Raw genomic sequence first — 13811 nt, 5'->3', positions numbered from 1 at the left:
CGATGGAAGGGAAGGTCAGTCGGCGGCCAGGATACCCTTGACCCAGGACTTGGCCGGCAGCTTGGTGGCGGCCACAATCTGGGCGGCGCGCGCGTTCAGCGCATCCTTGTCGATGGCGGGGCGGGTGTTGAAGCATAGCGCCACCACGTTCCCGTCGTGGACCTCGGGCAGGCAGATCACGTGCGCGAACGCGAACTTCATCGCCTTGATGTTCTTGGCGAAGCTCGGGTGGTCGCCGAACAGGTTGACGGTCATGATGCCTTGCGGCGCCAGGCATTGCGCGCAGGCCTGGTAGAACTCGGGGGTGTCGAGCACGGGGCCGCGCGCGGTGGCGTCGTACAGGTCGCATTGCAGCACGTCGAAGGCGCCATGGTTGGCGGGATCCTCGACGAAGTCGAGCGCATCCATCTGCAGCACCCGCAAGCGCTCGTCCTCGGCCGGCAGCTTGAACATCGAGGCGCAGATGCCGATCACGGACTCGTTCAGTTCGACGGCGGTGACGCTCGCTTCGGGAAACTGGCGGTAGCAGAACTTGGTCAGGGTCGCGGCGCCCAGGCCGAGCTGGGCGACCGCCTGCGGCGCGTCGATGAACAGCATCCAGGCCATCATCTGCTGCGCGTATTCGAGCTCGGGCCAGTCGGGCTTGCGGATGCGCATGGCGCCCTGCACCCATTCGGTGCCGAAGTGGAGATAACGGACACCGTCCTGTTCGGACAGCGTGACGGGCGCGAACTTGGGCTTGCGCGCGGGACGGCGCGAGGATTCGGCCTGTTCGATGGATTTGCGTTTGATGAGCATAGGGCAGCCTGATGGAATCGCCCTATTATCGGTGGACGGGTTCCCGCAGCGCAAGCTCGGGAACCCTTGTGATGAAGGCGGCAACATGCCGCCCCGACATCAATAGCGCTGGCTGTACTGCTCGTTGAGGCTGTCCAGCGGCTCGACCGAGACGCGCAGGCGCACGCGGTTGCCCGGGTCGCGGCTCATCAGGGTGGTATAGGTCTGGCCGCGGTATTCGTAGGTCACGTCGTAGCCGTTGGTGCGCGATTCGACTGCTTCCACGGTGCGGCACTGGCGCACCGCCTGTTCCTGCACGCCCGGCGCCACGTTGCGGCCGTTGTTCTCGACACGGTCGCCGACCATCGCACCGGCAATGGCGCCAGCCGCGGCGGCGGCGACCTTGCCGTTGCCGCTGCCGACCTGGCTGCCGAGCAGGGCGCCGGCGATGCCGCCGACGATCGAGCCGCCCTGGCCGCGGTCCTGCTGCTGGGTCGGCACCTGCACGTATTCGGTGCGGCATTCCTGGCGCGGGGTGCGGATCTGCTCGACGCGCGGCTGCACGCGCACCACGCGGCCGAAGTCCTCGAAGTCCGCCGCCTGCGCGAGCGGCAAGGTGGCCATCCCCAGGGCCGAAATGATCAGTTTGGCTTGGAAGTTCATGTTCTACCTCGTTATTGGTGAGCGATCTCGCGGAATGGATCGCCAGGACTTCATGGTAATCCCATCGCAGCAACACTGATCAATCCGCATGGCAACAAATTGTAACAGCGGCGCATTCGCGTCCAGTCTGGCGACAGAATGAAAACCGGCTTGGCGCTGTGGATTTTTGATGACATGCAGACATACCGATTTTTACAAATGGCCCTGCCGTGCGCACATTTGGGTTGCTTCCAATACCACAAAACGTTACCCTTACACAAATTAGGGATTTTTATTGGCGCGTGGAAACGACAGCGGGGGAGTAAGCAGCGGCGGCGCCAAACGTCGCAGGGAGTGACGCCTTGGCAAAACCAACCATACCAGGACAACTTGAGGAAAAGATGAGTTTGTTGATGAGAGTGGCGCCCAATCTTGTGCAGTCGATTCGCGCCTTCCGCGTCGCCGACCTGCAGCAGGAAGCAGGGCGACTGGGCCATCATTTCCTGTATGCGCATTGCGCCAATACGATGACCAAGCAGCAAGTCTGCGCGCGCATCGGCGAGAACTTCTATTTCCCCAAACCCTGCAGCAAGAATTTCGACGCACTGCGCAAGTGCCTGACCGAGACGGTGCACGAAGCCGGCCCCCAGCCCGGTTTCATCGTTGTACTCGAACAACTCCCTAGCGCACAAAAATTCGACAAGGAAGCGCGCGAGAACCTGCTCGATGTGTTCCGCGACGCCGCCGAGTTCTGGAGCGACAAGAAGGTGCCGTTCCGCGTCTTTTACTCCTTCGACCTCGGGGCTGCCTGAGTCCGCGAACTGGCCGCACACCGGCCGCCCAGGCCCCGCCGAATGCCGGTTGCTGCACTGCGATACGGTACAATGCCGGCTATGAAAAATATCGTGATCCTCATTTCCGGCCGCGGAAGCAACATGGAAGCGGTCGTGCGCGCGCTTGAGGCCGAGGGCTGGCCAGCCCGTATCGCAGCGGTGATCAGCAACAAGGCCGACGCCAAGGGCCTGGAATTCGCGCAGTCGCGCGGCATTCCCACCGCCGTGGTGCCGAGCAAGGAATTCGCCAGCCGCGCCGAGTTCGACGCGGCGCTGCAGGAAACCATCGACCGCTACGCGCCCGACCTGGTCGTGCTGGCGGGCTTCATGCGTATCCTGACCGCGCCCTTCGTGGAACACTACGCGGGCCGCATGCTGAACATCCACCCGTCGCTGCTGCCGTTGTTCCCGGGGCTGCACACGCACCAGCAGGCGCTCGATGCCGGCGTGCTCGAGCACGGCGCCACCGTGCACATCGTGACCGCCGAGCTCGACCACGGTCCGGCGATCGCACAGGCGCGCGTGCCGGTGCTGCCGGGCGATACGCCGGACGACCTGGCCGCCCGCGTGCTGGTCGAGGAACACAAACTTTACCCCTATGCCGTACGCCTGTTCGTCGAAGACCGCGTGGTCGTCGACGGCGACAGCGTCAGGCTGCTCGACCGCGCACCCGCGGCCGAGGCCACCAGTTAAATCAGGAAACACCATGAGATTGCCACCAGCGATCATCGGCAAGACCGAAGAAGTCTTGCGCGAGATCCTGCGCTTCACCGCGCCCGCCGACGTGACCCTGTCGCGCTTCTTCAAGGACAACCCGCGCTTCGGCGGCCGCGAGCGCGGCGTCATCGCCGAGGCCGTGTACGCGGTGCTGCGCAACAAGTCCTTCTATACCGACTTCGCCGGCTCGGGCAACACGCCCTCGATGCGCCGCCTGGCCCTGCTGGGCCTGAGCGAAACCGCCGGCCTCGACACCCTCGGCGGCCTGACCGAGGACGAGACCCATTTCCTCACCCGCGTCAAGGAAGTCGACCGCTCGCTGCTGCCGAAGCAGATGCAGGCCAACCTGCCGCAGTGGCTGTACGAGAAGCTGGTGGCCCAGTTCGGCGAGGACGAGGCGCTCGAGCTGGCCGCCGTGCTCAACACCCCGGCGCCGCTCGACCTGCGCGTGAATTCGCTCAAGGCCAACCGCGACGAAGTCATCGCCAAGCTGGCGGAAGCGCCGATCGCCGCCGAGCCCATGACTTACGCGCCGCTGGGCCTGCGCGTCTACAAGAAGCCGGCGCTGCAGAACCTGGAACTGTTCAAGCAGGGCGCGATCGAAGTGCAGGACGAAGGCAGCCAGGTGCTGGCCCAGATCCTGGGCGCGCGCCGCGGCGAGATGGTGGTGGACTTCTGCGCCGGCGCCGGCGGCAAGACCCTGGCAGTCGGCGCGCTGATGCGCAACACCGGCCGCCTGTATGCCTTCGACGTGTCGGAAAAACGCCTGTCCAAGCTCAAGCCGCGCATGGCGCGCAGTGGGCTGTCGAACGTGCATCCGGTGCTGATCGCGCACGAGCGCGACGCCAAGATCAAGCGCCTGGCCGGCAAGATCGACCGGGTGCTGGTCGATGCGCCGTGCTCGGGCCTGGGCACCCTGCGCCGCAACCCGGACGTGAAGTGGCGCCAGAAGCCGGACGCCATCGCCGAGATGCAGGAAAAGCAGGCTGCGATCCTGGACGGCGCCGCGCGCCTGCTGAAGAACGGCGGCCGCCTGGTGTACGCCACCTGCAGCCTGCTGAACGAAGAAAACGACGTGATCGTCGAGCAGTTCCTGGCGAGCCATCCGGACTTCGCGCTGGTGCCCATGAACCAGGTACTGGCCGAGCAGAAGATCCCGCTCGAGATGGACAACTACCTCAAGCTGCTGCCGCACAAGCACCAGACCGACGGCTTCTTCGCCGCCGTGATGGAGCGCAAGGCCAAGGCCGCACCCGTGGCGGAGGCTGAGGCCGACGCCGGCCCTGACGCCGCCGAGTAAGGGAAGGGATGCCGCTCTCGGACCTGCTGGCCGATCTGCTCGGCGACATCCGCCAGCCCGCCATCGTCTGGCAGGCCTTCGCCATCGTCCTGTGCGTGGGCGCCGGCTGGGGCCTGGCGCGGCTGATCCACCGTTCCTGGCTGCACGAGCGGGCGGAGCAGGGCGGTCTGCTGGGCCTGGGCGTGGCCAGCTTCGGCCGCGTGCTGCCGCCGCTGCTGGCCCTGGCCTTCCTGGGCATGGCCAAGCTGGTCATGGAGCGCTACCAGAGCGTGCACCTGCTGCGCGTCGCGCTGCCGCTGCTGACCTCGATGGCGGTGATCCGCACCGTCTTTTACCTGCTGCGGCGCGTGTTCGCGCGCCACGGTCCGCTGGGCGCGGCCCTGCAGACTTTCGAGAAGGTGTTCGCGCTGATCGTCTGGCTGGGCGTGGCCCTGCACCTGACGGGCGTGCTGCCCGACGTCATCCGCTTCCTGGAAAAGACCACGCTGCCGGTCGGTGCGCATAGCGTGAGCCTGGCCGAACTGCTGCAGGGTGCGGTCTCGATCGTGGTGCTGATGATGCTGGCGTTGTGGGCCGGCGCCGCGCTCGAAGAGCGCCTGATGGGCCTGGAACGCGTGCACAGCTCGCTGCGCGTGGCGATGGCGCGCATCAGCCGCGCCGTGCTGATCCTGGTCGCGGTGCTGTTCAGCCTGTCGCTGGCGGGCCTGGACCTGACCGTCCTGTCGGTGTTCGGCGGCGCGCTCGGCGTCGGCCTGGGTCTCGGCATGCAGCGCATCGCCAGCAACTACGTGTCCGGCTTCATCATCCTGCTGGAGCGCAGCCTGACCATCGGCGACCCGATCACCCTCGACAAGTATTCCGGCAAGGTCGCGCGCATCAATACCCGCTATACCGTGCTGCGCAGCACCGACGGCACCCAGACCCTGCTGCCGAACGAGATGCTGATCACCGGCGTGGTGCTGAATCAGTCGGTCACCAACCGTAACCAGCGCCTGGTGACCAAGCTGGTGGTGTCCTACGATTCGGACCTGACCGAGGTGATGGCGCTGCTGGAAGCCCAGCCGAAGGGCGTGGCGCGGGTGCTGGAAGAACCGGCGCCGAACGTGCTCCTGAACGCCTTCGTGGCCGACGGCTACGAGCTGGAAGTCGGTTTCTGGATCGCCGATCCGGAAAACGGCGGCGGCGGACCGATTTCCGAGGTTAACAAGAAGATTTACGCGCTGGTACGGGCTGGAACCATTAAACTTGGCCATCCGACCATGGATACCCGCCTGCTCGATGCGCATATCACATCGCTTGTGTCGCGTAGTCCTCAATCCGGCGCAAATTAAGCCGAGTTGCCCGTGCCGTGCGTCACTAGAAGCGCGTAAAATATGCGCGTTACGTGAACGCACGGCAAATTGCGCCTCGGACACGATTCCACATGGAGACTGAATGAATTTCTTTAGCGACATCCTGCAGAACGTGCTGGCCTTCCTGGACACCGGCTTGCTCGACTTTTCCGCATGGCAGCTCGTGGTGTACACCCTGGTCGTCACCCATATCACCATCGCGAGTGTGACGATCTACCTGCACCGCCACCAGGCGCACCGCGCCCTCGACCTGCATCCGATCCCGAGCCACTTCTTCCGCTTCTGGCTGTGGCTGACCACCGGCCAGGTGACCAAGGAATGGGCATCGATCCACCGCAAGCACCACGCCAAGTGCGACACCGAGGAAGATCCGCACAGCCCGCAGACCCGCGGCATCCGCAAGGTGCTGCTGGAAGGCGCCGAGCTGTATCGCATTGAAAGCAAGAACAAGGAAACCCTGGAGAAGTACGGCCACGGCACGCCTGACGACTGGATCGAGCGCCACGTGTACACCGGCCGCTCCGCCATGGGCGTGGCCGCACTGCTGGTGATCAACGTCGCCCTGTTCGGCGTGATCGGCCTGACCATCTGGGCTGTCCAGATGCTGTGGATCCCGATCACCGCCGCCGGCATCATCAATGGCCTGGGCCACTGGTGGGGTTACCGCAACTACGATTGCAACGATGCGGCCACCAACATCTTCCCCTTCGGCATCCTGATCGGCGGCGAAGAACTGCACAACAACCACCACACCTTCGCCACCTCGGCCAAGCTGTCGAGCAAGTGGTACGAGATCGACATGGGCTGGGGCTATATCCGCGCCCTGGAAATGCTGGGCCTGGCGAAAGTGAAGCGCGTCGCGCCGGAACCGAAGTTCGCCAAGAACAAGCAGGCGGCCGATCTCGACACGCTGCAGTCGGTGATCGCCAACCGCTACGACGTGATGGCCAAGTACGCCAAGTCGGTACGCCGTGCCTTCCGTGAAGAAATGGAACACCTCAAGCACAAGGCCGAGCTGGAAGCACGCTTCCTGAAGAGCTCGCGCAAGCTGCTGCAGCGCGAGCCGGCCAAGCTGGAGTCTTCGCAGCAACAGCAACTGATCGAGCTGTTCCAGCACAGCAAGGCGCTGGAAACCATGCACAACATGCGCGTGGAACTGGGCGCGATCTGGGAACGCTCGCACTCGACCCGCGACCAGCTGCTGCACCAGCTGCAGGACTGGTGCGCACGCGCCGAAGCCTCGGGCATCAAGGCGCTGCAGGAGTTCTCGATGCGCCTGCGCAGCTATGCCTGATTTGGTTCGCTAAGCATACGGACGGCTCCTTCGGGAGCCGTTTTTGTTTTGGTGCTACTGCATCGCTCGCTGTAGGGTGGGCGGGTTTCCCGCCCACCCTACGTGTGCGGCAACGTCAAATGAAGAGCACCTGCGCCCCCTCCGGCAACACCAGCCTTGCCCGCGCATCGAACGGCTCCTTCCCATCAAACCGCCGGCAATACACCGGCGCATTCACATGGTTACGCGTCGCCTCCGTGATCGGATAACTCGCCAGCAGCCGCTCGCCATCCACGACATCGACATGCGCCTGTGACGAAGGGCTGCACACCGACAGGCTCAGCTTGCGCGTCATCGCCCAGGTCAGCAGGCGGTGGTGCCAGGGCACTAGCGGATCGATGGCGCGGGGAATATCCTCGAGCAGGCTGCGCACCGCGCCAATGGTCCAGGCGTCGTCCGCCACGGTCGGCACCAGCACCAGGTTGACGCGCAGGTCGGAGGGCTTCTTGTTGATCGAAAAGCTGCCGTCCTGCGCCGCGATCTCGTCCTCGACCGGCACCAGGTACAGGCCATGCCTGTCCAGCTGGACAGGCAGCGAACGCCCGGCGCCGTCGAGCCAGATCGCCAGGTCGTCGGTGCGCACGCCCGGGTGTGCGGGACGCAACTGCACGCCCAGGGCGACCCGCCCGGCGAGGTGCTGCCGCACCGCTTTCGCCATCGGATAGAACAGGTCTTTATAAGGTACGAGGCGCTCGCGCGCCACCTTCACCTCGACGGTCTGGACTGTGGGTGCACCGGCGGCAGCCGCCGCGGCGCTAGCGCAGCACAGGGCGAACGCGAGGAATCGGTGGAGGAAAGCCATGCTCGACAAGGACTGGTTGGAACCGGGCTATCCTTACACGGCAAACAGGAAATTGCAATATATGCATCACTTTTCACTCATCCCGCGTAAGTTTCCGGCGTGGCAGCTTGAGGTAAGTGAGCGCTCGCCATAGCCACTCGACCGGACCATGGCTGAAGCGCGCCAGCCACCAGTGGCTGAACACGACCTGTACCGCGCACAGGGCCAGGGCCAGCGCGACCTGGGCGCCGCGTCCCATGCCCCACAGCCCGGCGCCATAGCCGTAGAACAGCAGCGACAGGACCAGGGTCTGGCCAAGGTAATGCGTGAGCGCCATGCGGCCAAAAGGGGCAAGGAAGGCGACGGCGGCGCGGGCGCGGCTGTGCAGCAGCAGGACCACCGCCGCCACGTAGCCGAGCGAGGCGGGCAGGGCGCCCAGCATCAGGAGGGCGTGGGCGAAATCGTAGCCCTTGTCGGCCACCCCGGAGGGACGTCCGGTGGCGATCAGGCCGCCTGCCAGGCCGAGCAGCAGGCCGAAGGGAATGCCGAAGGCGGCCAGGCGGCGGAACAGGGGAAGGTGTGCGTGTGCATTGGCGATCACTCCGGCGCGCACGAACCAGACGCCGACCAGGAACACCCCCACCAGCACCACGCCAAAGCCCATTTCGTCGCGCAGGCGTTCTCCCAGCTGGCGCGTGCGCATGGCAACGGCGTCACCGTAGCTGCCCTGGGTGAGGACCTGGCGCTCCTCCGCACTGCGGCGCACGCGTTCCCGGTGGCGCAGCCGGCGGGCCTCGGCCTCGCTGGCGGTTTCGCCATGCTCGCTGGTGGCACTCGCCGCCGACAGCGCCGCCGCCCCTGGCGCGACATAGCGCATGCCGCCATCCAGGGCGAGCAAGCCGAAGCAGACGACGAAGATCGCGGCGCCGGCCCGCAAGGGCCGGGCAGATGCCGGCTCGCCGTAGCGCCAGGCCAGCAGCCCGAGCGCAATCAGCAGCGCCGCCGCCAGCAGGACTTCGCGGATGCCTCCATCCCTGCCGCCCAGCGCCAGGATCAGGGCGGCCAGCAGCATCAGGATACCGGGCAGCAGCATCGCCGCCGGAAAGCGCCATCCGCCGGCGCCATCGCGCAGGTAGAGCGCGAGCAGGCCGGCGAAGACCAGCGGCGTGGCGAGCGCGCTCGCGAGACGCAGCTCCGGCACGGCGGACAGGGCGAAGCAGGCGAGGATGGCTGCCAGCAGCCACTTGCCGCGTGCGAACAGGGCCAGCAACAGCACCAGGGCGCCGATCGCATAGCTCAGAAGGATGTCGCCGCTCCACAGCAGGATGTGGTGCAGCAGGCCGAATACGGCCAGTGCGGCGATGCGGCGCAGGTAGGCGGGCAGGAAGGGGCGCCCGGCGGCCGTGGCGCGTTCCAGCATCAGGGCGAAGCCCATGCCGAACAGCAGCGAGAACAGGATCCAGAACTTGCCGGTGACCAGGTAATTGACGAGGAAGGCGGCCAGCCAGTCCAGTCCGGCGAGTCCGGGCGGGATGCCTTCGCCGGCTTCGACCACCGGGCGGTTGAAGAATTCGACGTTGACGACGCAGATCCCGGCCAGGGCGAAACCGCGCAGGACGTCGAGGACTTCAATGCGCTGCCGGGCGGGAAGGGGAGAGAGGGAAGGGCTTGCCATCATGACAGCTTAACGGCAGGGCGCCCCAAAACAAAAGAGCCGCCAGTGTGAACGGGCGGCTCTTTCCGAAAACGAGATCAATTACTTGATCTTGGTTTCCTTGTAGATCACGTGCTTACGTGCTTTCGGGTCGAATTTGGTGATTTCCATCTTCGCCGGCATCGTGCGCTTGTTCTTGGTGGTGGTGTAGAAGTGACCGGTACCTGCGGTCGATTCCAGCTTGATTTTGTCGCGGCCAGTTTTTGCCATGATAGCTCCCTAATTAAACTTTTTCGCCACGGGCACGCATGTCGGCCAGCACGGCGTCGATGCCGAGCTTGTCGATCACGCGCAGACCGGCATTGGACAGACGCAGGGAGACCCAGCGGTTTTCCGATTCCACGAAGATGCGGCGGTTCTGCAGGTTCGGCAGGAAGCGACGCTTGGTTTTGTTGTTAGCGTGGGAGACGTTGTTGCCAACCATCACTCCCTTGCCGGTAACTTGGCAGACACGTGCCATAGTGCACTCCTTAATAATGTTCCAGGATTGGAAAAACGAGAGTATAGCGCGAAAAGAGAAGACAAATCAATCACTTGCGAAAAACAAATGTGTCTTGCGATCGTGACCTCATTTAACAATTGTGGATGAGCTGGATAAGCTGCTGTTTACGCAGTGTAAAGCTGGCATCCGGATCTCGCCGTCGACCTTCATGCCGTCGTTCCGGCGCAGGCCCACTGCTGTCCGGGATAAGCGATACCGCTGCCTTTGCAGAGGGTTTGTAGCAGAATTAGCAATATTTGTGCTGCCAGGAGCAAATTTTAACCGTTAGCTCGTCATACGCGCCACCGGCGCCTACGAATTCCCGCGAAGGCGGGGAGCCCAAGTTCGTTGCAGGCTGTTAGCGTTTGTTGTGGCTACTCACGCAAACTTGGGTCCCCGCCTTCGCGGGGATGACGAGTTTCAGCTAGATGAAATTATCCCGGACAGCAGTGGGCGCAGGCCGGAACCCAGGCTCGTTGCGCTCCACAAACGTCAAACGCTACAGGAACACTACCGAACTCGGATTCCGGCCTTCGCCGGAATGACGGTCTCACGGGAGCCGGGGGCAATGCTGCATGCGCTATTCGCATACCTACAACTGCCCACTCTCCGCAAACGAATGCACCTGGCTCCCCGCCACCACGAAGTGGTCCAGCACCCGGATATCCACCAGCCCCAGCGCCTGCACCAGCGCGCCTGTCAGCCGCAGGTCGGCCTCGCTCGGATCCGCGACCCCCGAAGGATGGTTGTGCGCCAGGATCACCGCCGCGGCGTTGCGCCGCAGCGCCGCCTTGACCACCTCGCGCGGATACACGCTCGTGTGGGTCAAGGTTCCCCGAAACATTTCCTCGCTGTTAATCAGGCGATTCTTCACATCCAGGAACAGCACCACGAAGGATTCACGCGTCTGCAGCGCGAACTGGTTGCGCAAGTAATGCCGCACGGCGGAGGGCGAACACAGCGCCTCGCGCTCGAATTGTTCCGCCACGGCGCGCCGGGCCAGTTCGATGGCCGCCTGCAGCTGGGCATACTTGGCCGGTCCGAGCCCGTGCAGCTGCCCGAACTCGTTCGAATCCGCGTGCAGCAAGCGCTGCAGCGAGCCGAAATGGCCCAGCATGTCGCGCGCCAGCGCCACCGCGCTCTTGCCCGCCACCCCCACGCGCAGGAAGATGGCCAGCAGTTCCACGTCGCTCAATACGCCGGCGCCCGCACGCAGCAGCCGCTCGCGCGGGCGTTCCTGTTCGGGCCAGTCGCAAATTCCCATGTGTCTTCCTCGCCAAGAGTCGTCGCCAAAAAAGAAGGCAGCGGCGGCGTAAGCCCCGCGCCTGGCTTACAATAGCGGTTTGCCCGAACAGGGTTGCCTGCTACAACAAACAACATGTCCAACGTTTCTCCCGTCGTCAACGAATCGTCCTACCTGACCCTGCATTACCGTCTGGCCGTTGCCGGCGGCGCCGATATCGTCACCACCTTCAACGGCACGCCCGCCACCCTGATGCTGGGCCAGGGCCAGCTCGCGCCCTTCCTGGAGCAGCGCCTGCTCGGCCTGCCGGAAGGCACGCACCAGACCTTCGATCTGAGCGCGCTCGAGGCGTTCGGCGAGCGCAACCCGGAACTGATCCAGGCCGTCTCGAAAACCACCCTGGAACAGAATTCGGTGCCGGGCGCCGACTATGCGGTGGGCGAAGTGGTCGAGTTCAACGCGCCCAAGGGCGGCCGCTTCGCCGGCGTGCTGCTGGAAATGCGCGATACCTCGGCCGTGTTCGACTTCAACCATCCGCTCGCGGGCCAGCCCCTGCAATTCGAAGTGAAACTGATCTCGGTGCTCTGACATATGGAAAATGAAATCCTGCTAGCCCAGCCGCGCGGCTTCTGCGCCGGCGTGGACCGTGCGATCGAGATCGTCGAGCGCGCCCTGAAACAGTTCGGCGCGCCGATCTACGTGCGCCACGAGATCGTGCACAACGCCTACGTGGTCGAAGACCTGCGCAACAAGGGCGCGATCTTCATCGAGGAGCTGGACGATGTCCCGGCCGGCAACACCCTGGTGTTCTCGGCCCACGGCGTGTCGAAAGCGGTGCGCGCCGAAGCGGAAGCGCGCGGCCTGAGCATTTTTGACGCCACTTGCCCGCTGGTGACCAAGGTCCACGTCGAAGTGGCCAAGATGCGCAAGCAAGGCTGTGAGATCATCATGATCGGCCACGACGGCCACCCGGAAGTCGAAGGCACCATGGGCCAGGCCGAAGAAGGCATGCACCTGGTCGAGACCGTCGAGGACATCGAGCGGCTGCAGGTGCGCAACCCGGACCAGCTGGCCTACGTGTCCCAGACCACGCTGTCGGTCGACGACACCGCCGAGATCATCGCCGCGCTCAAGGCGCGCTTCCCGAACATCATCGAGCCGAAGAAGGGCGACATCTGCTACGCCACCACCAACCGCCAGGAAGCCGTCAAGTTCCTGGCGCCCCAGGTCGAAGTGGTGATCGTCGTGGGCAGCCCGAACAGCTCGAACTCGAACCGCCTGCGCGAAGTGGCCGAGAAGAAGGGCACCCCGGCCTACATGGTCGACAACGCAAGCAAGATCGAACCGGCCTGGATCGCCGGCAAGAAGCGCATCGGCGTGACCGCCGGCGCCTCGGCCCCGGAAGTGCTGGTGCAGGCCGTCATCGACCGTCTCAAGGAGCTGGGCGCGGCCAGCGTGCGCGCCCTGGAAGGCGTCGAAGAAAACGTTACGTTCCCGCTGCCGAAAGGCCTGGACGGGGTGCGCGCCGAGTCCATGTAGCTACCTTGTCGATCAGGCATCGGATAATTTCGGCATTTTCCGGTGCAAGTTTTCCAACAGCCAAGCTATGATGACGGCGTTCGGAAGACGATGACCCACCATGAGCGGCACTTCGAGGACACTTGAAGTGCCGTTTTTGTTAGATCGAAAAGAGGCAGCGAAACGATGGAGACTTTTGTCCAGCAAATACTGAACGGGCTCGTTCTGGGCAGTATGTACGCCCTGATCGCGCTCGGCTACACCATGGTGTACGGGGTGCTCAACCTGATCAACTTCGCCCACGGCGACGTGTTGATGATCGGCGCGATGGTCGGCCTGTCCATCCTGAAGCTGCTCGAGGCCTATGCCCCGGGCCTGCCCGGCTACCTGCAGCTGGCGGCCGCCATCCTGGGGGCGATTCCCGTCACCATGCTGGTCAACATCCTGATCGAGCGCGTCGCCTACCGCCGCCTGCGCAATGCGCCGCGCCTGGCGCCCTTGATCACGGCGATCGGTGTGTCCATCCTGCTCCAGACCTTCGCCATGATGATCTGGGGCCGCAGCCCGATTCCCTTCCCGCAGCTGCTCTCGTCCGAACCCATCGAGATTGGCGGCGCCCTGATCACGCACACCCAGGTGCTGCTGCTGGTGCTGGCCGCCTCGGCGATGGCCGGCCTGGTGCTGCTGGTCGAGCGCACCCGCATGGGGCGCGCGATGCGCGCCGTGGCCGAGAACCCGCGCGTGGCGGGCCTGATGGGCGTGGACTCGAACCGAGTGATCGTCGCCACCTTCGCCATCGGCGCCGCGCTGGCCGCGGTGGCCGGCGTGATGTGGGGCGCCAACTACGCCTCGATCACCTTCACCATGGGCGTCCTGCCCGGCATGAAGGCCTTCTGCGCGGCGGTGCTGGGCGGGATCGGCAACATCTACGGCGCCATGATCGGCGGCATCCTGCTGGGCATCATCGAAGCCCTGGGCGCCGGCTACATCGGCGACTTCACCGGCGGCTTCCTGGGCAGCCACTACCAGGACATCTTCGCCTTCGTGGTGCTGATCCTGGTGCTCACCCTGCGCCCGTCCGGCATCATGGGCGAACGCGTGGCCGACCGCGCCTGACGAG

At 64.7% G+C, this 13811-nt stretch carries 15 protein-coding genes; 8 read left to right on the top strand and 7 right to left on the bottom strand.

All coding sequences use genetic code 11. The features are described 5' to 3' along the window. Positions 1-15: 15 nt before the first annotated feature. Both V7778_RS13875 and V7778_RS13870 read right to left on the bottom strand, forming a co-directional pair. Positions 16-798, bottom strand: a complete 783-nt coding sequence (locus V7778_RS13875) for a spermidine synthase (protein WP_335556148.1) — start codon at positions 796-798, stop codon at positions 16-18. Between the two features lie 99 nt (positions 799-897). Then, the gene (locus V7778_RS13870; protein ID WP_335556146.1) at positions 898-1440 is read right to left on the bottom strand and encodes a glycine zipper 2TM domain-containing protein; all 543 of its coding nucleotides are present in this window, start codon (positions 1438-1440) and stop codon (positions 898-900) included. Positions 1441-1820: 380 nt separating this feature from the next. Between V7778_RS13870 and V7778_RS13865 the strand changes: the two genes are divergently transcribed. From V7778_RS13865 to V7778_RS13845, 5 genes are all read left to right on the top strand, one after another. Next, on the top strand, positions 1821-2231 hold the full coding sequence (locus tag V7778_RS13865; protein ID WP_335556215.1) for a barstar family protein: 411 nt from the start codon (positions 1821-1823) through the stop codon (positions 2229-2231). 81 nt (positions 2232-2312) lie between these two features. Next, entirely contained in the window at positions 2313-2945 is a 633-nt protein-coding gene (purN, locus tag V7778_RS13860; RefSeq protein WP_335556144.1) for a phosphoribosylglycinamide formyltransferase, read from the top strand. A gap of 13 nt (positions 2946-2958) precedes the next feature. Continuing rightward, the gene (locus tag V7778_RS13855) at positions 2959-4269 is read left to right on the top strand and encodes an RsmB/NOP family class I SAM-dependent RNA methyltransferase (protein WP_335556142.1); all 1311 of its coding nucleotides are present in this window, start codon (positions 2959-2961) and stop codon (positions 4267-4269) included. A gap of 8 nt (positions 4270-4277) precedes the next feature. Beyond that, the gene (locus tag V7778_RS13850) at positions 4278-5600 is read left to right on the top strand and encodes a mechanosensitive ion channel family protein (protein ID WP_335556140.1); all 1323 of its coding nucleotides are present in this window, start codon (positions 4278-4280) and stop codon (positions 5598-5600) included. A 103-nt stretch (positions 5601-5703) separates the two neighbouring features. Next, the gene (locus V7778_RS13845) at positions 5704-6915 is read left to right on the top strand and encodes a DesA family fatty acid desaturase (protein ID WP_335556138.1); all 1212 of its coding nucleotides are present in this window, start codon (positions 5704-5706) and stop codon (positions 6913-6915) included. Positions 6916-7030: 115 nt separating this feature from the next. Here V7778_RS13845 and V7778_RS13840 read toward each other — a convergent pair whose 3' ends face one another. From V7778_RS13840 to radC, 5 genes are all read right to left on the bottom strand, one after another. After that, positions 7031-7756: a hypothetical protein gene (locus tag V7778_RS13840; RefSeq protein ID WP_335556137.1), complete on the bottom strand. Its 726-nt coding sequence runs from the start codon at positions 7754-7756 to the stop codon at positions 7031-7033. A gap of 73 nt (positions 7757-7829) precedes the next feature. Next, positions 7830-9413: a DUF418 domain-containing protein gene (locus V7778_RS13835; RefSeq protein ID WP_335556134.1), complete on the bottom strand. Its 1584-nt coding sequence runs from the start codon at positions 9411-9413 to the stop codon at positions 7830-7832. Positions 9414-9491: 78 nt separating this feature from the next. Continuing rightward, a complete protein-coding gene (gene rpmG, locus V7778_RS13830) occupies positions 9492-9659 on the bottom strand; it encodes a 50S ribosomal protein L33 (RefSeq protein ID WP_005665735.1) in 168 nt (55 codons plus the stop codon). A 13-nt stretch (positions 9660-9672) separates the two neighbouring features. Next, the gene (rpmB, locus tag V7778_RS13825) at positions 9673-9909 is read right to left on the bottom strand and encodes a 50S ribosomal protein L28 (RefSeq protein WP_026354825.1); all 237 of its coding nucleotides are present in this window, start codon (positions 9907-9909) and stop codon (positions 9673-9675) included. A 613-nt stretch (positions 9910-10522) separates the two neighbouring features. Beyond that, positions 10523-11194, bottom strand: a complete 672-nt coding sequence (gene radC / locus V7778_RS13820) for a RadC family protein (RefSeq protein ID WP_335556099.1) — start codon at positions 11192-11194, stop codon at positions 10523-10525. A 114-nt stretch (positions 11195-11308) separates the two neighbouring features. On the opposite strand from radC, the gene V7778_RS13815 reads away from it, so the two are divergent. The 3 genes from V7778_RS13815 (at position 11309) to V7778_RS13805 (ending at position 13807) form a co-directional block, all read left to right on the top strand. Beyond that, positions 11309-11761, top strand: coding sequence for an FKBP-type peptidyl-prolyl cis-trans isomerase (locus V7778_RS13815; protein WP_335556097.1), 453 nt, complete (start codon positions 11309-11311; stop codon positions 11759-11761). A 3-nt stretch (positions 11762-11764) separates the two neighbouring features. Then, complete coding sequence (gene ispH, locus V7778_RS13810) at positions 11765-12712, top strand: 4-hydroxy-3-methylbut-2-enyl diphosphate reductase (protein ID WP_335556096.1); 948 nt, start codon at positions 11765-11767, stop codon at positions 12710-12712. Between the two features lie 165 nt (positions 12713-12877). After that, the gene (locus V7778_RS13805; RefSeq protein WP_335556094.1) at positions 12878-13807 is read left to right on the top strand and encodes a branched-chain amino acid ABC transporter permease; all 930 of its coding nucleotides are present in this window, start codon (positions 12878-12880) and stop codon (positions 13805-13807) included. Positions 13808-13811 lie beyond the last annotated feature (4 nt).

It is taken from the genome of Massilia sp. DD77 (assembly GCF_036961685.1).
In the GTDB taxonomy this organism is placed as follows: Bacteria; Pseudomonadota; Gammaproteobacteria; order Burkholderiales; family Burkholderiaceae_D; genus Telluria.
The sequence above is the reverse complement of the archived record's forward strand: the minus strand, read 5'-3'. Positions and strand labels throughout refer to the sequence as shown.